This window comes from Ruegeria sp. HKCCA4008 (assembly GCF_013033125.1).
Lineage (GTDB): Bacteria > Pseudomonadota > Alphaproteobacteria > Rhodobacterales > Rhodobacteraceae > Ruegeria.
Genome location: NZ_WQDM01000004.1, coordinates 359,927 through 379,495 on the forward strand (window position 1 = coordinate 359,927; position 19,569 = coordinate 379,495).

Here is a 19,569-nt window from a genome sequence, read left to right on the forward strand (position 1 = left end):
AAGGACATTCCCTCATGAAAACCCATGCACAAGCTGTTGTCATCGGCGGCGGCCTTGCCGGTACGTCGATCCTGTATCACCTTGCCAAACTCGGCTGGACGGACTCGATACTGCTGGAACGCGACGAGTTGACCAGCGGGTCGACCTGGCACGCGGCGGCCAACATCCACGGTCTGCATGACAACAACAACATCACCCGCATCCAGCACTATACGATGAACCTGTACAAAGAGCTGGAGAAGGAAACCGGCCAAAGCTGCGGGGTGTTCCAGCCCGGATCGCTCTATCTGGCCCAGACCGAAGAGCGCGAGCAACAGTTGCGCCTGCAAGAGGCGAAGGCCCGGTTTTATGGGCTGAATTTCCACGAGGTCAGCCGGGAAGAGGCCAAAGAGCTGCACCCGCTGGCGCAGTTCGAGGACATCCGCTGCATCATGTACGAACCTGATGGCGGCAATGTGGACCCGTCCGGCGTGCCGCATGCCTATGCCGCCGGGGCCCGTGCGATGGGGGCCACCATCGAACGGTTCTGCCCGGTGATCGCCACGGAACAGCAACCCGATGGCAGTTGGATCGTTCGTACGCCCAAGGGTGACATTCACGCCCAATGGGTGGTCAACGCCGCGGGCCTCTGGGGGCGAGAGGTGGCGGCGCTGGCAGGCTTGACCCTGCCGCTGCAACCGACCGAACATCAGTATTTCGTGACCGAAAGCATCGACGAAGTGGCCAGTCTGGGCCGCCGTCTGCCGTCAATCGCCGACCGGGACGGCGAATATTACTTCCGACAAGAGGGCAACGGCCTGCTGATCGGGGCCTACGAGAAAGACATGAAGTTCTGGGCCGAAGACGGCACGCCGCTTGACTTTGCGCATGATCTGTTCCCCGACGATCTGGACCGGATCATGGAAAACGTGATCCGCGCCACCGAACGTGTGCCGGTTGCCGCCACAGCCGGAGTAAAACGGGTGATCAACGGCCCGATGATCTGGTCGCCCGATGCCAACATGCTGTGGGGGCCGGTGCCCGAGCTGAAGAACTATTTCCTCTGCGGCGGCCTGATCCCCGGTTTCTCGCAATCCGGCGGGCTGGGGCTGCTGGCGGCGCAATGGATGATCGAGGGTGAGCCGCAATATGACATGTTCGCCTGGGATCTCGCCCGCTTTGGCGACTGGGCCGACAAAAAGTTCACCAAGGCCCGGGTCGAAGACGCATATACGCATCGGTTCAAAATCCACTTCCCGAATGAAGAACGCAGTGCAGGCCGCCCGGCCCGTGTGCGCCCTGCCTTCGAGATGCAGAAACAGATGGGCTGTGTCTTTGGTCTCAACTGTGGTTGGGAACACCCGCTTTGGTTTGCCGATGAACCCGGCACCGAAGAGACCACTGGCTTCACCCGCCAGAACTGGTTTGATCCGGTCGGGCGCGAGGTTCAGATGCTGCGCGACAGCGTGGGCGTGATCGATATCTCGAACTTCGCCAATTACGTGATCAAGGGGCCTGGTGCCTATGACTGGTTGGACCGACTGGTGGCCAATCGCGTGCCGACCGAAATTGGGCGCAGCTGCCTGACGCCGCTGATCTCGGTGCGCGGCGGCGTGGCGGGTGACTTTACCATCACCAAGCTGGCCGAAGACGAATACATGATGATCGGCTCCGGCATGGCCGAACGCTATCATCAGCGCTTCTTTCAAATGGTGGAATTGCCCGAGGGCACAGCTTTTGAAGTCGCAACGGACCGCGTTGCGGGGTTCAACTTCGCCGGCCCGAAATCTCGCGAGGCTCTGGCGCGCCTGACCAATGCTGACCTTTCCAACGAAGGATTCCGCTTCATGCGGTCCCGGAAGATCACCGTTGCAGGTGTTGATTGCGTGGCCATCCGGGTCAGCTTTACCGGCGATCTGGGTTGGGAACTGCACTGCGCCGAAACCGATCAGGTCGCGCTTTACTCTGCGTTGCTTGAAGCCGCCAAAGACTGCGGTGGCGGCCCCGTGGGCGGGCGAGCGCTTGGGTCGCTGCGCATCGAAAAGGGTTATGGATCCTGGGGGCGGGAATATTCCCAGGAATACTGGCCGCAAGAGGTCGGGCTGACGGGTCTGATCAAGCTGGACAAGGATTTCCTGCACAAAGACGCCTATCTGTCCATCAAGGACAAAGCTCCGCGCGAGGTCCTGTCCATCTTTGAACTGGACGTGACCGAGGATGCCGACGCCACCGGCAGTGAGCCGATCTTTACACCTGATGGTGTGCCTGTCGGCCGTGTCACATCGGGGGCGTACGGGTATTCAGTCGGGAAATCTCTGGCATTGGGTTTCCGCAACCCCGAGGTGGCGCAGCCGGGGGATGAAGTGGTGATCCAGGTGATTGGCAAACCGCATAAGGCTCGGGTGCTGGCAGAGGCGCCGTTCGATCCTCTGGGCGGCAGGCTGCGCGGCTGAAACAACCGGCCCGCCCGATCAAGCTCGTCCCGTGGCCACAGATCTCATCCGCGATCTGTGGCTATGGGATGTGCAATTTGCTTTCGGGCCGTTCGACAGGGTCCGCCTCGGTTTCGGGATGCCACTGTTTCGCGGCCGGTGCGCAAACCTTCAGACAATCAACCGCGCGCGCTGCGATCTGATCCGCGATTTCGGTTATGTTGACGGGGTTCAAATAGAAGGCAGGCACGGGGGGCAGGATGATGGCTCCCATTTCTGCGGCCGCCGTCATATTGCGCAAATGCGCCAGTGTCAGCGGCGCTTCTCGTGCCAGCAGTACCAGTGGGCGTCGTTCCTTGAGCTGAACGCCGGCCGCGCGTGTCAACAGGTTGTCGTCCAGGCCATGCGCGATCGCACCCAGTGAGCGCATGGAACAGGGCGCGACGATCATCCCGGATACCGGTACCGAACCGGACGCAATACTGGCCCCGATATCGGCGGGCGCGTGATGACGGGTTGCCGACTGCCGCAGTTCCTTCAGGGCATCCGGGCCGCATTCCTGCGCAAGCGTCAGACGGGCGGCTGGACTGACGACAAGGTCGATTTCGATATCCGCCGATGTCAGATGCCGTGCGACCGCAAGGCTCAGAACCGCACCGGAAGCGCCTGACACGCCTAAGACTACTCGGGTTTTCGTCATGTTCTCACCTCTGGCATCAATCTGTCTATCAGGTCTTCCGCAAATGCGTGATCAACCTTTTCGGTGCGCATGACCGTCCCCCATTCCCGCCCTGTTTCACTGCCTGTTTTTGTCGTGGCGTCGATGCCAAGCTTTCCGGCCAGACCAGGTTCGGGTGAGGCGAAATCCAGATAATCCATGGGTGTCCTGTCCAGGATCATCACATCACGGCCCGGGTCCATTCGCGTGGCAAGTGCCCAGGCGATATCGTCCCAGTTTCGGGGGTCGATATCGGCATCTACCGCAACGATCATCTTCGTATAGCTGAATTGCGGCAGCATCCCCCAAAGCGCCATCATCACACGCCGGGCCTGGCCCGGATATCGCTTGTCGATGGCGACGATGGCGATGCGATAGGAACAGGCGGCAGGCGGCAGCCAAAGGTCGTGTATTTCGGGGATCTGAGCGCGAATGGTCGGCAAAGCCAGGCAATTGAACACTTCGCCAATGATGGCAGGTTCGTCAGGCGGGCGTCCGGTATAGGTCGACAGATACAGCGGCGCCTCGCAATGGGTCACGGCCGTGACATGCATCACCGGAAACGGCTCGGCGGGATTGTAGTACCCGGTGTGATCCCCAAACGGCCCTTCGGGTGCTGTCTCGCTTGGCGACACCCAGCCTTCCAAAACGATCTCGGCATCTGCCGGTACAAGCAGAGGGACGGATTTGGCCGGAACCAACCGCGGCCGGTTCTGGTTCAGGGCCCCGGCAAATGTCAGCTCAGACACCATTTCGGGCAGCGGCAGAGCCGCCGACAACAGGGTCGCGGGGTTTGCGCCCAGAACAATTGCGACCGGCATCGTTTCGCCATGCTGCGCCCAACTGCGATGATGAGCGGCCCCGCCGCGATGTGGCAACCAGCGCATGATCAGACGGTTCCGGTCCAGCACCTGAACGCGATAGACGCCGGCATTGTAGGTCTGTGCTGCGTCGGGTTCGCTGCCACGGGGCCGGGTGATGACCACAGGCCAGGTGATCAGGGGTCCCGCGTCCCGGGGCCAGTGTGTCTGGATCGGCAGCGCAGAAAGATCAACGTCGGCTTTGCAGTGGCAAACCTGCTGAACAGCGGCGGTTTTGACCTGCTTCGGCCGCGTGGACAATGCGGCCTTCAGCATCGGCCACCGGGACAGCGCATCCCGCAACCCGCCCGGCGGTGTCGGGGCCCGAAGCGCGGCCAGAAACGCGCCCAGATCATCCAGCCCATCGGAAGAAACGCCCAGTCCGGCGGCGACGCGTTCCGAAGTTCCGAACAGGTTCACCACAACCGGTATGTCGCACTGCCCCGAGGGCACGCCCGTCGGTGTGTCGAATTGCAACACGGGCCCATTGGCCTCTAACACGGCGCGGTGGACAGCGGTCATTTGATGGCGCACGGAAACCGGTTCGGCGATGCGCCTGAACTGCCCGATTTCTTCACACCATTTCAGAAAATGTCGAAGGCTGGGATATGGCGGCAGAGTGCGAATGGGTTTGCTCCGGCGGTGGTGCCCACCCTCTAGCAGCGAAAGAGACCGGTCGAATTGACAACCGTCAAGTCCTGGGCGCCGGGGCGGCTTTAGGAAGGCTGCACCGGTTCACTTTGTTGAGACAGCAGGAGGTCTGTTTGTCCGATCCCCGAAATCCGATACCGCGTTGCCCTGCCGCTTTGGCCGCGGCCCTGCGGTTTGTTCCGCTTGCACCTTTGTCGCTGTCACTGACGGCGTTTTCCCGCAAAATAACCAGGAAACACCCCGACCTGCTCAACCGGCTCGGTGAGTACAGCCGGGCAGCCTTTGTGCTTGATCCAACGGATCTGCCGGTTGTCCTTCTGCTCGAACCGAATGGTGGCACGCCGAGAATAAGACTGAGCCGAGGACGCGTGGCTGGGGCTGCGCGAATATCCGGCCCGCTGGCCGCGCTGCTGGGGCTGGTGCATGGTGCGTTTGACGGGGATGCCCTGTTCTTTTCACGCGATCTGGTGATCGAGGGCGACACAGCCGCGGCACTGGCGCTGCGCAACGCAATTGACGACGCAGAGCTGGACCTCGCGCACGAGGCCGCAACCCTTTCCGGCCCGCTTGCACGCCCGCTGAAGCAGATCATCGCCTTTGCAGAGCGTCGGACCGGCCTGTGCCTGACCCGACCCGAGGACGCGATCCTATGGTAATGGAAATCGTTTGCCCGGCGGGAACGCCCGCGGCCCTGCGTGCAGCTGTCAAGGCCGGGGCCCACACGGTCTATTGTGGGTTCAATGATGAAACCAATGCGCGGAACTTTCCGGGGCTCAACTTTGACCGCGCTGAAATGCGGGCCGGAGTTTCCTTTGCCCATGATCACGGATCGAAGGTGTTGGTTGCAATCAATACTTTCCCGCAGGCGGGCAATGAAGGGATCTGGAAACAAGCGGTGGCGGATGCCGAAACCTGCGGTGCAGATGCTGTCATTCTCGCCGATCTGGGCTTGCTGGACTACGCCGCGCGACACCATCCCGGATTGCGCAGGCACCTGTCCGTGCAGGCCGCGGCGGCCAATGCTGACGTGATCAATTTCTATGCCGAAACCTTCGGTGTGAAACGGGTGGTCTTGCCTCGCGTTTTGTCCGTGCCGGAAATTGCCGCGATCAACTCTGAAACCGGCGTCGAAACCGAAGTGTTTGTGTTCGGTGGTCTTTGCGTCATGGCCGAGGGGCGATGCTCGCTGTCCTCTTATGCCACCGGGTTGTCGCCAAACATGAACGGTGTCTGCTCTCCTGCCAGCCATGTGCAGTATCAAGAAGAACAGGGCGCGTTGAACGCGCGCCTTGGCGGTTACCTGATCCACCGGGTCGAACGGGATGAGCCCGCACCTTATCCGACTTTGTGCAAAGGGTGTTTTTCCGCAGGTGAAAAAACCGGGCACCTGTTCGAGGATCCCGTCAGCCTGAACGCAGAACGGCTGATCCCGCAATTGCAAAAGGCAGGTGTGACGGCCTTGAAGATCGAAGGGCGCCAACGGTCCAAATCCTATGTCGCACAGGTCGTTCGGAATTTTCGCGCTGCGGTCGATGCGTTGGAGTCAGGCCAGCCGATGCCTGAAGGAATGCTGGCGCGATTGTCCGAAGGGCAGGCCATGACGACCGGCGCTTACAAAAAGACGTGGAGGTGATCCGATGGAACTGACAGTAGGCCCGAACCAGTTCTTCTGGCCCGCCGAAACCTGGGCTGCGTTTTACGATGATCTGGCCCGATCCCCCGTCGACCGCGTCGTGCTTGGGGAACTGGTCTGTTCCAAGCGCTTGCCGTTTTACCAGGGTCGTATCCCCGAGGCGATTTCCCGATTGGTCGAAGCGGGCAAAGAGGTTGCACTGACAAGCCTGGCCCTTGTGACCCTGAAACGCGAGCGCAAACTGACGGCTGAGCTTGCAGAAATGGGCGTCATGGTCGAGATCAACGATCTGACCGCGCTGGCGCATTTGCCCGGCACCTGCACGTTTGCCGTTGGCCCGTTGGTAAATGTCTACAACGAAGGCACTTTGAGATGGTTGGCATCTCGGGGTGCGCGCCGGGTTTGTCTTCCGCCGGAACTGCCCATCGCTTCGGTCAAAACGTTGGCGCAAGCCGCATCGGACTTGGGTGTCGCGATCGAAATATGGGGGCATGGCAGATTGCCGCTGGCTATTTCTGGGCGCTGTTACCACGCACGATTGCATGGGCGCAGCAAGGACAATTGCCAGTTTGCCTGCGAAGACGATCCCGACGGGTTGGACGTTTTGACCGGCGACGGCAAGCCTTTTATGGCCATGAACGGTGTGCAGACCCTGTCAGACAGCCATGCCTGTACGGACCATCAGATCGACCTTCTGAAACAGGCTGGCATCTCGGCGTTGCGTCTGTCGCCGCAATCTGGCGGATTCCGTCAGCTGTGCGAACTGTATCGAAAACGTATCGACGGTGATCTTCCCCAAGGAGAAGTGGAGCGCGCCCTGCGTGGCGCTGATCCTGATATTCGGTTGAGCGACGGATTTCTGACGGGGTCCTGCGGTGCAGAATGGTCCGGTGCTTCAAAGGCGGCTTCGATCTCGGTTTGATCGCGGCATCGGCACGACGTCCGTCGCGCCGGACACGAATGAAACAGCCTATGCTTTGAACCCTTGGGATGAGTCCGGGCTTGTCCGGGATTCTTCCTCTTGAACCCAGGTTTCGGCCTGCAAGACCCCGGGTTGCCCGGTGCCGATAATCCCCACGACCTGCACATCGCCGGTGTCGGTGGGCGCGGCCACCTGAACGCGCCGGATCAATGCGAAAAGGGCGACCGCAATACCGATAGCCGCCAGAAGAAACGGAAGACCGCGCCCGCCGAACAATGAGATAGAGTTCGGCCCCAGCATGGTTCCCACCAGCAGGCCGACATTCAGCAGCAGCACCATCGTGCCACTGGCGGGAACGATCTGAGACAGCTTGAGCTGATCATTGGCATGCGCCGTCAGGATCGAATACGCGGGATACAGCCCGATTGCGATCAGTACAAAACCATAGACGATATGAGACGACGACGTATCGATGGCCATCCAAAGACTGGACAAGGTCGTAACGACACCCAGCCCGATGACGACATAGCGTCTGTCGGTGTGATCCGACAGCCAGCCTACGGGGTATTGCACCACCGCACCGGCGATCAGCGCCGCCACCAGCGCCCCTGACGCCTGCGCCGTCGTAAAGCCGTTTTGCAACGCATAAAGCGGCAACGAGATATAGGACGCGGCGACACCGATGCTGACCAGAACGATTCCGATGACTGCGATGGGCGAAACCTTGTAAAGCACAGGAACCGACATGCGTTCCGGCGCGGCATACTCCGGCGCCTTGTTGCCCGACAGAAGAAGCGGCACGATCGAAAGCGAAATCAGGATGGAAACAAGCCCGAACAGCAGGTTCCCGGTAGGGTCGGGAAAGCCTACTAAGGCGGTGCCAAGCGCCGGGCCGGCAAGCTGGATAATGAAATACAGCGACAGAACCTGAGCGCGCATGTTGTTCTCGGATTTCGCGTTCAGCCAGCTTTCGGTGATGACGTAAAGCCCCGGGTAACAAAACCCGCCCAACAGACGCATCACGCTCCAGCTGATCGCGTCGCTGGTCAGCAGATGCACGATGGCCGCAATCGAAACCAGCGAGGCGAGGGCCGAAAATGCCCGAATATGCCCGACATTTTCGACCAGCCTCGGGGCAAGTGCCGTCCCCGCAAGCGCGCCTAAAGGATAGCTTGCCTGCATGACGGAAATCGTGAAGTCACTAAAGCCCAGACTGGCCCCCCGGATCGTCAGCAGCGTCGCCAACAGACCGTTGGCAACCATCAGCATGAACATCCCCAGAAACAGTGCCCAGTTTTCGTTTAACGCGCGTATCATAGCGAACCGCTACTGATGCGGGGCAAGCCTGTATACAACTCCTACGACATCGGGATGTCGTTTGATGGAACTTCTCCGTCGCAGGCCACCATGTCGGATTCAACCGTCCCAAGGCCCACTGCAACTGGGCTTTGGGTTGAGCTACACGTCGCCTTGCATGATCCGGGTATAGATATCGGGATCCGTCACGCCTTCGGAACCGATCGTCAAAACCCGAGACTGCGGCGTCAATCCAAGCTTCTGGAAAAGCTCGGGGTTGTTGGCTGCTTCGATCAATGCAGCCAATCCGGCAACGCCGCTCTCTCCGGCTTCGATCGCCGGATCACTGCCATGCGGACGCGCCAGCCGACGGACGGTGGGCGGTATCAGCTGATCGTCGATTGTCAGAAAGTCCGAGGCCTCGCTGTGCAAAACCTCCCACGCCATCGGAGACGGCACCCCGCAGGACAAACCCGCCATGATGGTCTCTTCATCGATATCTACGGACGCGGCTTGCCCCTGCCTTGCGCTTTCGAACAAACACGCCGCCAGATGCGGTTCCACGACCACGACGCGCGGCGCGGCATCACCCCAGGCCTGACGCAAAGCTGCCGCAACCGCCGCGGCAAGCCCTCCAACTCCACCTTGCAGAAAGACATGCGTTGGTGCCGCGTCCATTGCATCCACGACTTCCTTGACCATGATGCCATAGCCCGACATCACGTCGCGCGGCGGGTCGGTGTAGCCTGGCCAGGATGTGTCCGAAACCACGAACCAGCCGTTCTCGTCGGCTTCCCGCCGACACTGATCCACCGAGGCGTCATAGTCTCCATCGATGCGCACGACGTCGGCCCCGAGTTCGCGCATGGCCTGCGCGCGACCTTCACTGACTTCGGCGTGAATGTAGATCCGGCAAGGCGCGCCGAACCGCTTGCACCCCCACGCAAGCGACCGACCGTGGTTTCCATCGGTCGCCGAAACAAGCGTGATACTGGTAACCATGTCGGCGCAGCGGCCAGTACGGATATCTTCCAATGACACGTCCTGACCGGTCCGGCGCGATATTTCACGTTGCAGAACGCGCAAGGCGGCAAAGGCCCCCCCCAAGGCCTTGAAACTGCCAAGCCCAAACCGGGGACCTTCATCTTTGTAGCGAACTTCCGCGACGCCGATCTCGGCTGCCAACGCGGGCAAAGAATGCAGAGGCGTTGGCGCATACCCCTCCCATTGGGTGATTTCCCTTGCTGCGCGATCGAAATACTGTTGTGTCAAAACGGTTTCGGCAGCGGGGCCGAAGCTCGGCCTGCCTGCCTGATGGACGATGATTTCTGTCATGGTCGTGTATCCTGTCAGGGGGTCAGCGGCAGGCGCTGCCGCACCAGCTCTGCCCAGAGTTCTGCACCCAGCGGAAGCAGTTCGTCGTTGAAATCGTAATCAGCCGAGTGCAGCGGACGGCCATTTGATCCTTCGGTTCCGTTGCCGATAAGCAGGAAACACCCCGGCACAACGGCGGCAAATTCGGCAAAATCTTCCGAGAAAGACATGGCTGTGCGGTCTCCGTCCACCTCAAGGCCCATGGCCGAAGCCGCTGCAACGACATGCGATGCGGCATCGGCATCATTGTTCGCCTCGATGAATGCGGTGCGGAAATCCACACTCACCTCGACGCCATGGCTTTCGGCCACACCGGCTGCGATCTGGCGCATGCTGCGCTCGATCAACTTGCGGTCTTCTGGTGACATGGCCCGTGCGTCCCCTTTCAGAACAGTGCGCCCCGGAAGCACATTGCGCTGCCCGTCGGTGATGAACTCGGTCACTGACACCACGGCGCCGGATGAAGGTGCAAGTTTGCGTGAAACGATGGTTTGCAGGGCCAATACCAGTTCCGACGCAGGCGTGATCGTTTCGCGCCCGACATGCGGCATCGAGGCATGACCGCCTTGACCGGAAAGCGTGATTTCAAACAGGCTTTCACTGCAACAGATCACTCCGGCGCGGGTGGAAACCCGCCCGACAGGCTCACCCGGAAGATTGTGCGCGCCGTAAACCTCATCAATCGGGAAGGTCCGCAAAACCCCTTCATCGATCATCGCCCTTGCCCCAAGCCCATGCTCTTCGTTGGGCTGGAACAGAAAGACGACCGTGCCGTCAAACGCCGGATCCTTGGCCAGCAATTCGGCGGCCCCAAGCAGCATCACCGTATGGCCATCATGGCCGCAGGCATGCATGACACCTGTGTTCTGCGACTTGTGCGCAAACGTGTTGACCTCGGTGATCGGCAACGCGTCGAAATCCGCGCGCAGCCCGATGGCGCGATTGCCGTTGCCCGCCTTCAAGACGCCCACGACACCGACCCCTTCAAACACCTCGATGCCCAAGGCTCGCAGATGCCCGGCAATCCGGGCCTTGGTCCAGACTTCCTGAAACCCAAGCTCGGGGTTGCGATGAAACTCGTGGCGCAACGCACGCAGGCGTTCTGTCAATGCTGTCACGGCAAAACTTCCCCTTCGACGTGTTGCTTCACATGTTTGAAACAAGTTTATTGCAAATGACCTGAAAAAAGGGCTCTAGTTGGTGGCTAACCATGCAAGTTTCTTTCACATGACGCAATTGGATGACTTTGACCGCGCGATCCTGCGGATTCTGCAACAAGACAACAAAACCACGCAGCACAAGATTGGCGAGGCGGTAAACCTGTCCGCACCCTCGGTGCAGCGCCGCATCCGCCGGATGGAGGCCGAGGGCGTGATACGAGCCAATGTGGCCGTCGTCGACCCGGCGGCCGTAGGTCTTCAGCTTACCATCTTCGTTGAAATTGAACTGGTCAGCGAAACCCCGGACGAGATTGATGCCGTCAAGAAATCCCTGCTGAATGCTCAGGAAGTCCAGCAATGCTTTTACGTGACCGGAGAGGTTGATTTCATGGTTGTCGTGGTCGTCGAAAGCATGGCGGTTTACGAAGATTTCACCCGCAGGATGTTCTTTGAAAACGGAAATATTCGAAAGTTCAGAACCTTCGTTTCCATGGATACCATCAAATCCGGAAGCGCTTTGGGGTTCTGACTGGCACATGGTGCAACGACAGACCCGTCCAGACATGTCCGCGCAGGCCTGGACCATTCGGTTGGGCTGACAGAACTGCAAAGGCAAGTCCCGCCACGGGTCTCAGCGCCGCTGTTCCAACGTGTTTTCAACTACATTCCATTGCGCGGAATGACATGCGCTTTCTCTTCTTCAAAGATCAGCTCCTCTCCTGACCATGCCTTCAGGCGCGAGATCAAATGAAACTCGGTGGCCGTTGCCCGTTGTTCGGAATAGGTCCAGATCCTGTTCTTCTGCGTCAGATGTTTCAGCTGATTGGGTTGCAGCAGCACATCGCATGACCACCCGTCCTTTTTTGAAACCATTTACGTCAGCCGACCAACTTCGCTGTCCTGCATCGGGCATGCAAAAAAGCAGCGTTTCGGCAGTGTCGGGTGGCATATGGCGCTCCGATATAGGGGCGAGCGGAGGAGCTCTTGGCCGATTGAAAGCAGAATGGGAAATCTCCGTAAAACGCCTTGTGAACCAGGGCCGCGATGTTTCACCAAATGCGTTGGCCGAAGAGTGCAAGACAGGAAAGAAAAAGCATCGGTGAAAACGTCCTGTCCGCAAGGCGCTGGCAACCGCTTGTCACGTCTCCGAGCACCGGACATAAGCGTGCTATTAGGCTGAAAGCCCCCACGCAGCAGGCTGGCAATAATTCGATGATTGAAGGTCCGGGCTGGCGGTTGGCGTCGTTTCGCTCTATCGCCCAACCGGAACATACTCATCGAAACAGGAGACAGCAGTCGTGACCATCACTCGGATCGAGACCGGCAAACGCATGAGCCGCATCGTCAAACATAACGGAACCGCCTATCTGTGCGGTCAGGTTTCCGATGCCGCAACCGTTGCGGATCAAACCCGTGACATCCTTGCCAAGATCGAGGACCTTCTGGCCAAGGCTGGCAGCGACAAGACGCGCATCCTGCAATGTGTGATCTGGCTGTCGGACATGGCCGACTTTGCCGAAATGAACGCGGTCTGGGATGCCTGGGTGCCAGAGGGCCACGCCCCGGCCCGTGCTTGTGGCGAGGCGAAACTGGCTCGTGATGTTCTCAAGGTCGAAATGATCGTTACCGCAGCCTGCGATTGATCCGCGCGGCCTCGCGCCGTGTGCTAATTTCAGGTACGGCGGGTTTGGGCCTGGGAAACAAGACGCCCTGTCCGCGTTCCTATTGTACCTGAGAATGTACCTTTACCAGAGTTTCCAGAAACAGCTTGGCCACGCGTGTTGGCGCAGGTTGTTTTCTGGCCACGGCCGCGAAACGGGTTCTGTATTTGATCTCTTTTGGCAGGACCTTTTTCATAAGCCCCTGTTCGACAAATTCCTGCGCCAGATGATCGGGAAGAAACCCAAGGTAGCGACCTGACAGTATCAGAATGACAAGGGCTTGTTCGTTCTGCACTTTGGCCGCACGTCGAAACCCCAGTTGTTGACCAACGATGAGATTTGGAGAGTTCACATTCAGGCCGGCATAGTTGAACTTGCGAAGAACACTCAGCTTCAATTCTGGATCCGACCGGTCAAACAGGGGGTGTTCCTGCCCACAGTACAAGAACATGTTTTCCCCGTAGAGCGGTGTGTAATCCAGGCTTGCCGATGGTCGGTGCAAAGCGATGATGCCGACATCCAGATGCCCGGTGATGACCATTGTCTCAATCACGTTTGGGGGTTCCAGCGACAGCTCAATGTGAACCGCCGGTGCGGCCTCATTGAACTTGTGAATGGTGCGGGCAAGTTGGGCTTCGGGGTTGGTTGTACATTGATCGAACAAAGCCACGCGAATACTGCCGGCCAGTTGTTGTTTGACTTCGTTGACCTCGGTTCTGAACTGCGCCACGGAAATAAGCAGGTCTTCTGCCGCCGCCAGCACCTTCTCGCCGTCTTCCGTCAGTGAAAACCCTGACGGCCCTCGGTTGCACAGCTTCAGGCCAAGCCTCAGTTCCAGATCAGACAAGTGTTTTGAGATCGTCGATTTTCCAATGTTCAGCTCGATCTCGGCGGCAGTGATACCACCACTTTCTGCGACGGTTTTGAACACGCGCAGCAGACGGATGTCCGTGTCGCCGATCCGGGTATCAAGTTTGTTCTGACTCATATCGTATGTTTGAGATTAATGAAACCTTTCGCGCAAATATTAACAACGACGAAACCATTTTGGCAAGTTAGCTTCGTGTCGCCGAGGTAGAATCGGACTGGCCTATTTCTCCCCAGGTCAGCGCGCACCTCGAAACACGACAAATGGGAGGAAATCCATGTCATTTATCAAAAAGCTTGGCACTTTCAGCGCAACCGTTTCCGTTGCCGCACTGATGGTTGCAGGCACGGCCGAGGCGAAGAATTTCAAGATCGCTGTCGGCGACAGCGCGGGCAGCGCTCAAGAGGCGCTGGGGCTCGCTTTCGTGAAAGCGCTCGAAGAAAAATCAGGTGGTGAGCACACCGCGACACTGTTCCTGAACGGTCAGCTCGGTTCCGAGCAGGACACCGTGAACGAGGCCGCCATCGGCACGCTGGACATGTCACTGCTGGCAATCAACAACATCACGCCATTCTCGCCGTCGGTCGGCGTTTTCACTCTGCCCTATGTCATTCTCAGCTTGGAAGATGCCGAAAAATTGACCCAGGGTCCAATCGGTCAGGAACTGATCGAAAACACCATCCGTGATGCCGGCGTCCGCATCATCGGCTGGACGTATACCGGTTTCCGCCGTCTGACGAACTCGAAAAAGCCGGTCAAATCGGTTGCGGATTTGCAGGACCTGATCATTCGCGTTCCAAAAAACGAAATCATGATCGAAACCTACAAGGCATGGGGCATCAACCCGACCCCGATGGCCTGGTCGGAAACCTTCACCGGCCTGCAGACCAAAGTGGTTGACGGTCAGGACAACCCTTACCTGACGATCAATGCGATGAAGTTCTACGAGGTTCAGGACCACGTCACTAACCTGCGTTACATCTTCTCGATCGAACCGCTGATCATCTCGGAAGCCGTGTTCCAGGACCTGTCCGAAGAGGAACAGCAAATGATCCTGGAAGCAGGGCAGGAAGCCACTCAGGTCTCGGCCCAGTTCCTGCGGGACTCAGAAGCCGCCATCAAGGAAGAGCTGACGGCCAAGGGGATGGAAATCATCGACCCCGAGAACGACGAAGCCGAGTTCATTCAACTGGCGACCGAAGCTGTCTGGCCGCAATTCTACGAGTCCATTGGTGGTGTCGAGAAACTGAATGCAGTTCTCGAAGCCATCGGCCGCGAGCCGGTCCAGCAATAATCGTCGCACGGCGATACCGGGAAGAGCGCTGCGGCGCTCTTCTCATTTCAGGGAGGAGTGAAACCACATGTTCTGGAAATTTCTGGACAACATAGAAAGTGTCATCTGCCGGATCCTCTTATCCGGCTTCGTCTGCCTTTTGTTCGTGCAGATCATCGCGCGCGAAGTCTTCGGCTTTTCGATCAGCTGGATCGAAGAGCTCTCGGTCTACATGTTCGTCTGGTTCGTCTATTTCGGCGCAAGTTACGCCGCTCTGAAAGGTGCGCATAACCGCGTGACATTCCAGTTCAAGTTCCTGCCCGAAGGGTCGATCAAGTACATCGAAGCCTTCGCCGATCTCTTCTGGCTCTTCTTCAATGTCTACTTCCTGTATCTGGCGACGGATTTTGTCTTCAACAAGATGAACAAGTTCTGGAAGTCCCAGACCCTGGGTATCGAGATGAAGTACATCTACATGGTGCTGCCCATCGCGTTTGCGCTGATGACCGTCCGCATCATTCAGGTGAATTACCGCCGCCTTATCAAGGGCGAGGATATTCACGATCCTGATCAGATCGACCTCGACGAAATCAAAGCTGCGACTGAAGCAGCAAAGAAATCCTAAGGGCAGGGGGATAAACCATGGAATCCGAAATCGTCACAATCCTGTTTGGGTCTTTCCTGTTTCTGCTGCTCATTGGCGCGCCGATCACGGTGGCGCTGGGTGTGGCGTCGCTGGTCTCATTCCTTTACCTGGACGAGAACCCGATCAAATTCGTGCAAATCGCCTTTACCTCGGTGGGTGCTTTCCCCCTGATGGCGTTGCCTGCCTTCATTCTTGCCGGGGCCCTGATGGAGGCCGCCGGTATCTCGAAACGCCTGATCAATGTTGCTGAAAGCCTGGCCGGTCCTTTCACCGGCGGTATTTCGGCTGCGACGGTCATGGCATGTCTGTTCTTCGGCGCCATTTCGGGCTCGGGCCCGGCAACAACCGCGGCCGTTGGGATGCTGATGATCCCTGCGATGATCGACCGCGGCTATGAGCGCGGCTATGCCTCGGCGATCACTGCGTCCTCTGGCGGCCTTGGGATTATCATTCCTCCCTCTATCCCGATGGTGATCTTCGGCATTGCCGCGCTCGGTATGGCGCCGCCGCCGGAAGCCGTGGAAAAGTTCGGTACGTTCCAGTCGGTTTCAATCTCGAAACTGTTCATCGCCGGATTCGTCCCGGCCTTCCTGATCGCTACCAGCCTGCTGATCCTGAACTTCTTCATGTCGAAAAAGCGCGGCTACAAAGGCGTTTCCGAAGGTTGGTCGATCCGTCACGTGGGCTGCGAAATGTATCGCGGTTTCTGGTCGCTGATGGCGCCGCTGGTGATCCTGGGCGGTATCTATACCGGGTTCTTCACCCCGACCGAGGCGGCAATCGTAGCAATCTTCTACACCCTGTTCGTGGGCGTGGTTATCTACCGCGAACTGACCTGGCAGTCGCTGTTCCAGTCGCTCGAGGCCACCACCTGGCTGACTGGGCGTGTTCTGCTGATCCTGTTCACCGCGACGGTGTTTGGCCGACTGCTGGTGGAAAACCAGATCCCGGCGATCATCGCGGATTCGATGCTCAGCTTCACGGACAACCTCTATGTCATCTGGACGCTGATCATCTTCTTCCTGCTGTTCGTCGGCATGTTCATGGAGACGCTGGCCACCATCCTGATCCTGGTTCCTGTGATGCTGCCGGTGGCCTATTCGGTGGGTATCGACCCGATCCACTTTGGCGTGGTGATGGTCTGCACGCTGGGTATCGGTTTCCAAACGCCGCCGCTGGGCGAAAACCTGTTCATCGCGTCAGGTATCTCGAACATCACGATCGAACAGATCTCGTTGCGTGCGCTGCCCTTTGCAGCCGCCAACACGATCGCGATCTTCATCATCGCCTTCTTCCCTGAACTGTCGCTGTGGCTTCCACGGCTGTTCGGCTACTGACCCGAAAGGATGACGACATGAAACAACTGGTCACAAACATCCTCTTTGCCACTGACCTGTCCGAAAACTCGGGTCACGCCATGCGCCATGCCGCCAGCATCGCGCAGGCCACGGGGGCCGAAATTCACGTGCTGCATGTGAATGAGCCACTGTCGGACGATGCCAAGATCACGATGGAGATCTTCATCCTGAATGAAGAGACCCGCAAAACCGCCGCTGCGCGCCGTCACGAGATGGTGCGCAAGGTTCTGGCCGAACGGCAAGCCAAGTTCTGGGCTCAGTTCGATGGTGACGATGAGAGAATTCGCGATCAGGTCACTTCGGTCGAGGTCACAGATGGCCACCCGGCCGAAGTGATCCTGCGCCGCTCGGTCGAACTGGGCTGTGATCTGATCGTGCTGGGCGCGCATGATCACGGCTTTTCGCATACGTTTCTGGGCACCGTCGCAAAGCGTGTTTTGCGGCGTTCCAAGATACCGACACTGATCGTTCCGAACCCGGACGAAACGTAACAACCCCACTGACAAGGAAGTACAAAATGAGCAAAACCCTGACCGCGCAGGACCTGGCGGACACGTTCGACGCGTTCAACCGCCACGACATCGACGGCGTGATGACCCACTTCGCCGACGACTGCGTGTTCTACACCGTGGCCGGTGACGAGAAATACGGCAACAAGATTGAAGGAGCAGAGGCCATCTCCGCCGCGTTTTCAGGCGTCTGGGCAGGCATGAAGGACGCCCATTGGGATCACCGCGGCCACTTTGTCCACGGTGATCGCGCCGTGTCGGAATGGACGTTTTCGGGAACCGATGCAGACGGCATGCGGATCGAAGCGGAAGGTGCAGATCTGTTTACCCTGCGTGACGGGAAAATCGTCGTAAAACAGGCGCTTCGCAAAACGCGCCCCATGTTCAAGGCCTGATCCGCCGCACTACGCGCAGCTTCGGAGAAAAACAAGAATGGTGGACAACAGCATCCCGCGTCATTGGCCCAAGGCCAGCTATGACCCGAAATATGACCCCATCATCGATGCGGGTCCCGGTCACAATCGCGACCACGCGCCCACATACTGGATCGGAACGGCCGGTACGCCCCCGGCCGATGATGGTCCGGTGTCCAGCGATATGGATGCCGATGTGGTGGTGATCGGGTCGGGTTATACCGGCCTGTCCACCGCCATTCACCTTGCCAAAGAACACGGAATCCAGGCGGTTGTTCTTGAAGCGAATACCGTGGCCTGGGGATGCTCGACGCGCAATGGCGGGCAGGCCCAGATCTCATCCGGGCGGCTGAAACGGTCGCAATGGATTCAGCGCTGGGGCACGGATGTGGCCAAGGGTATGCATGCCGAAGTCACCGAAGCTTTCGAGTTGTTCAACGATCTCATCGCGTCTGATGACATCGACTGCGAACCGCAGCCGGGTGGCCATTACTATATTGCCCACCGTGAAAAGGTCATGCCGTCCCTCAAGAAAGAGAGCAAGCTGCTGAACGACGTGTTCGGCTATGGCTCGCGCGTCATTTCCCGGGACGAACTGCATGAAAACCACGTGCGCGACATGGAAGCCGCAGGCGCGATGTGGGAGCCGGACGGAACGTGCATCCACGCCGGCAAGCTGGCTTTTGGCTATGTCAACATGGCGCGCAGGCTGGGTGCGAAAATCCATACCGGCAGCCCGGTCATGGGGTGGCAAACCAAGGACAGAGTGCATCATCTGCGGACGCCGGGCGGTATTGTGCGCGCGAAATCGGTGGCCTTGGCAACGGCCGGTTATACACCCCCGGGGCTCAACAACCGCACCAGGCACCGCTTGATGCCGATCCTGTCAAATTCGATGGTAACTCGGCCTCTGACCCGGGCCGAGTTGGACGAATGCGGTATTCAGACCAGATCCCCCCTGACCGACACGCGCACGCTGCGCCACTATTACCGCCTGTTGCCGGACAATCGGTTGCAGATCGGCAGCCGCAGTGCAGTGACAGGGCGTGATGCCGAGAACGGCAAACATCTGGACTTGCTGAAGAAGGGACTTGCCCGCAAGTTCCCGGCGCTCGAGGATATCAACCTCGACTACTCCTGGTGGGGCTGGGTTGATGTCAGCCACGACATGATGCCGCGCATTTTTCGGCCCGATCCAGATCAGAGCGTGTTCTATGCCATGGGCTACGGCGGCAACGGCGTCATGTATTCGGCCCAGGCCGGACGACGCATGGCGCAGTTGGTTGCCGGCAAAAAGGACAAGGCGTTTGAACTGCCGATCTTCACCTCGCCATTGCCGAGCCACGGCATCCTGACGCCTTTCCGCCGACTGGGACAGCGTATGGCGTATGTCGGCTACTACCTCAAAGACGAAATACTGTAACTCACAGGGGCTTCGGCGCCCTGAAAAGACAAGGAAGCACTCAGATGAAGATGACGACGGAAGAGGCGTTTGTTAAGGTTTTGCAGATGCACGGGATTGAGCATGCGTTCGGGATCATTGGATCCGCGATGATGCCGATCTCGGACTTGTTCCCGAAGGCCGGGATCATGTTCTGGGACTGCGCGCATGAAGGCAGCGCGGGGATGATGGCGGATGGCTACACCCGCGCCACCGGCAAGATGTCGATGATGATCGCGCAGAACGGCCCCGGCATCACCAACTTCGTGACCGCCGTAAAAACCGCCTATTGGAACCACACGCCGCTGCTGCTGGTCACGCCGCAGGCGGCGAACAAGACCATCGGTCAGGGCGGTTTCCAGGAAGTCGAGCAGA

General features: G+C 58.8%; 20 protein-coding genes. 13 read left to right on the forward strand and 7 right to left on the reverse strand.

Annotated elements, in window-relative coordinates; genetic code table 11:
* The first annotated feature begins 14 nt into the window (after positions 1–14).
* Positions 15–2,432: an FAD-dependent oxidoreductase gene (locus GOW60_RS12100; RefSeq protein WP_171229464.1), complete on the forward strand. Its 2,418-nt coding sequence runs from the start codon at positions 15–17 to the stop codon at positions 2,430–2,432.
* 61 nt (positions 2,433–2,493) lie between these two features.
* Here the strand turns inward: GOW60_RS12100 and GOW60_RS12105 are convergent, their stop codons facing one another.
* Positions 2,494–3,111 carry a UbiX family flavin prenyltransferase gene (locus GOW60_RS12105; RefSeq protein WP_171229465.1) on the reverse strand — a complete coding sequence of 206 codons (618 nt, stop codon included), beginning with the start codon at positions 3,109–3,111 and terminating at the stop codon, positions 2,494–2,496.
* Positions 3,108–4,616 carry a UbiD family decarboxylase gene (locus GOW60_RS12110; RefSeq protein WP_171229497.1) on the reverse strand — a complete coding sequence of 503 codons (1,509 nt, stop codon included), beginning with the start codon at positions 4,614–4,616 and terminating at the stop codon, positions 3,108–3,110. The genes GOW60_RS12105 and GOW60_RS12110 overlap by 4 nt, the downstream gene beginning before the upstream one ends.
* Before the next feature lie 137 nt (positions 4,617–4,753).
* Between GOW60_RS12110 and GOW60_RS12115 the strand changes: the two genes are divergently transcribed.
* From GOW60_RS12115 to GOW60_RS12125, 3 genes are read left to right on the forward strand one after another with little or no spacing between them, the layout of a single operon-like run.
* Positions 4,754–5,296 (forward strand): SCP2 domain-containing protein, encoded by a 543-nt coding sequence (locus GOW60_RS12115; RefSeq protein ID WP_371813353.1) that lies wholly within the window; start codon positions 4,754–4,756, stop codon positions 5,294–5,296.
* Positions 5,296–6,273, forward strand: coding sequence for a peptidase U32 family protein (locus GOW60_RS12120; protein ID WP_171229498.1), 978 nt, complete (start codon positions 5,296–5,298; stop codon positions 6,271–6,273). The genes GOW60_RS12115 and GOW60_RS12120 overlap by 1 nt, the downstream gene beginning before the upstream one ends.
* Before the next feature lie 4 nt (positions 6,274–6,277).
* Complete coding sequence (locus GOW60_RS12125; RefSeq protein ID WP_171229467.1) at positions 6,278–7,195, forward strand: U32 family peptidase; 918 nt, start codon at positions 6,278–6,280, stop codon at positions 7,193–7,195.
* Between the two features lie 48 nt (positions 7,196–7,243).
* Here the strand turns inward: GOW60_RS12125 and GOW60_RS12130 are convergent, their stop codons facing one another.
* The 3 genes from GOW60_RS12130 to GOW60_RS12140 all read right to left on the reverse strand — a co-directional run bounded on the left by GOW60_RS12130 (position 7,244) and on the right by GOW60_RS12140 (position 10,983).
* Entirely contained in the window at positions 7,244–8,512 is a 1,269-nt protein-coding gene (locus GOW60_RS12130) for an MFS transporter (protein WP_171229468.1), read from the reverse strand.
* Between the two features lie 141 nt (positions 8,513–8,653).
* Positions 8,654–9,826 carry a diaminopropionate ammonia-lyase gene (locus GOW60_RS12135; RefSeq protein WP_171229469.1) on the reverse strand — a complete coding sequence of 391 codons (1,173 nt, stop codon included), beginning with the start codon at positions 9,824–9,826 and terminating at the stop codon, positions 8,654–8,656.
* A 14-nt stretch (positions 9,827–9,840) separates the two neighbouring features.
* Positions 9,841–10,983: an amidohydrolase gene (locus GOW60_RS12140; RefSeq protein ID WP_171229470.1), complete on the reverse strand. Its 1,143-nt coding sequence runs from the start codon at positions 10,981–10,983 to the stop codon at positions 9,841–9,843.
* Between the two features lie 82 nt (positions 10,984–11,065).
* Between GOW60_RS12140 and GOW60_RS12145 the strand changes: the two genes are divergently transcribed.
* Positions 11,066–11,554, forward strand: coding sequence for an Lrp/AsnC family transcriptional regulator (locus tag GOW60_RS12145; RefSeq protein WP_217355545.1), 489 nt, complete (start codon positions 11,066–11,068; stop codon positions 11,552–11,554).
* A gap of 131 nt (positions 11,555–11,685) precedes the next feature.
* Here the strand turns inward: GOW60_RS12145 and GOW60_RS12150 are convergent, their stop codons facing one another.
* Entirely contained in the window at positions 11,686–11,898 is a 213-nt protein-coding gene (locus tag GOW60_RS12150) for a hypothetical protein (protein WP_171229471.1), read from the reverse strand.
* A gap of 425 nt (positions 11,899–12,323) precedes the next feature.
* Between GOW60_RS12150 and GOW60_RS12155 the strand changes: the two genes are divergently transcribed.
* The gene (locus GOW60_RS12155) at positions 12,324–12,668 is read left to right on the forward strand and encodes a RidA family protein (protein WP_171117928.1); all 345 of its coding nucleotides are present in this window, start codon (positions 12,324–12,326) and stop codon (positions 12,666–12,668) included.
* Positions 12,669–12,747: 79 nt separating this feature from the next.
* On the opposite strand, the gene GOW60_RS12160 is transcribed toward GOW60_RS12155, so the two are convergent.
* On the reverse strand, positions 12,748–13,674 hold the full coding sequence (locus GOW60_RS12160; protein WP_171117926.1) for a LysR family transcriptional regulator: 927 nt from the start codon (positions 13,672–13,674) through the stop codon (positions 12,748–12,750).
* Between the two features lie 157 nt (positions 13,675–13,831).
* Here GOW60_RS12160 and GOW60_RS12165 point away from each other — a divergent pair, with 157 nt between their 5' ends.
* The 7 genes from GOW60_RS12165 to GOW60_RS12195 form a co-directional block, all read left to right on the forward strand.
* Positions 13,832–14,848: a TRAP transporter substrate-binding protein gene (locus tag GOW60_RS12165; protein ID WP_171229472.1), complete on the forward strand. Its 1,017-nt coding sequence runs from the start codon at positions 13,832–13,834 to the stop codon at positions 14,846–14,848.
* A 67-nt stretch (positions 14,849–14,915) separates the two neighbouring features.
* Complete coding sequence (locus GOW60_RS12170; RefSeq protein WP_171117922.1) at positions 14,916–15,452, forward strand: TRAP transporter small permease; 537 nt, start codon at positions 14,916–14,918, stop codon at positions 15,450–15,452.
* A gap of 17 nt (positions 15,453–15,469) precedes the next feature.
* On the forward strand, positions 15,470–16,810 hold the full coding sequence (locus GOW60_RS12175) for a TRAP transporter large permease (RefSeq protein ID WP_171117920.1): 1,341 nt from the start codon (positions 15,470–15,472) through the stop codon (positions 16,808–16,810).
* A 17-nt stretch (positions 16,811–16,827) separates the two neighbouring features.
* Positions 16,828–17,322 carry a universal stress protein gene (locus GOW60_RS12180; protein ID WP_152460448.1) on the forward strand — a complete coding sequence of 165 codons (495 nt, stop codon included), beginning with the start codon at positions 16,828–16,830 and terminating at the stop codon, positions 17,320–17,322.
* Between the two features lie 26 nt (positions 17,323–17,348).
* Positions 17,349–17,735, forward strand: a complete 387-nt coding sequence (locus tag GOW60_RS12185; protein WP_217355546.1) for a nuclear transport factor 2 family protein — start codon at positions 17,349–17,351, stop codon at positions 17,733–17,735.
* A gap of 37 nt (positions 17,736–17,772) precedes the next feature.
* Entirely contained in the window at positions 17,773–19,176 is a 1,404-nt protein-coding gene (locus GOW60_RS12190; protein ID WP_171229473.1) for an FAD-binding oxidoreductase, read from the forward strand.
* Positions 19,177–19,220: 44 nt separating this feature from the next.
* On the forward strand, positions 19,221–19,569 hold a 349-nt coding region (locus tag GOW60_RS12195; protein ID WP_253283319.1), incomplete at its 3' end, for a thiamine pyrophosphate-binding protein.

Coding starts and splice junctions, on each gene's coding strand:
- GOW60_RS12100 (WP_171229464.1), top strand. CDS start 15: ATGAAAACCCATGCACAAGCTGTTGTCATCGGCGGCGGCCTTGCCGGT.
- GOW60_RS12105 (WP_171229465.1), bottom strand. CDS start 3,111: ATGACGAAAACCCGAGTAGTCTTAGGCGTGTCAGGCGCTTCCGGTGCG.
- GOW60_RS12120 (WP_171229498.1), top strand. CDS start 5,296: ATGGAAATCGTTTGCCCGGCGGGAACGCCCGCGGCCCTGCGTGCAGCT.
- GOW60_RS12125 (WP_171229467.1), top strand. CDS start 6,278: ATGGAACTGACAGTAGGCCCGAACCAGTTCTTCTGGCCCGCCGAAACC.
- GOW60_RS12130 (WP_171229468.1), bottom strand. CDS start 8,512: ATGATACGCGCGTTAAACGAAAACTGGGCACTGTTTCTGGGGATGTTC.
- GOW60_RS12135 (WP_171229469.1), bottom strand. CDS start 9,826: ATGACAGAAATCATCGTCCATCAGGCAGGCAGGCCGAGCTTCGGCCCC.
- GOW60_RS12150 (WP_171229471.1), bottom strand. CDS start 11,898: ATGGTTTCAAAAAAGGACGGGTGGTCATGCGATGTGCTGCTGCAACCC.
- GOW60_RS12160 (WP_171117926.1), bottom strand. CDS start 13,674: ATGAGTCAGAACAAACTTGATACCCGGATCGGCGACACGGACATCCGT.
- GOW60_RS12165 (WP_171229472.1), top strand. CDS start 13,832: ATGTCATTTATCAAAAAGCTTGGCACTTTCAGCGCAACCGTTTCCGTT.
- GOW60_RS12170 (WP_171117922.1), top strand. CDS start 14,916: ATGTTCTGGAAATTTCTGGACAACATAGAAAGTGTCATCTGCCGGATC.
- GOW60_RS12175 (WP_171117920.1), top strand. CDS start 15,470: ATGGAATCCGAAATCGTCACAATCCTGTTTGGGTCTTTCCTGTTTCTG.
- GOW60_RS12180 (WP_152460448.1), top strand. CDS start 16,828: ATGAAACAACTGGTCACAAACATCCTCTTTGCCACTGACCTGTCCGAA.
- GOW60_RS12185 (WP_217355546.1), top strand. CDS start 17,349: ATGAGCAAAACCCTGACCGCGCAGGACCTGGCGGACACGTTCGACGCG.
- GOW60_RS12190 (WP_171229473.1), top strand. CDS start 17,773: ATGGTGGACAACAGCATCCCGCGTCATTGGCCCAAGGCCAGCTATGAC.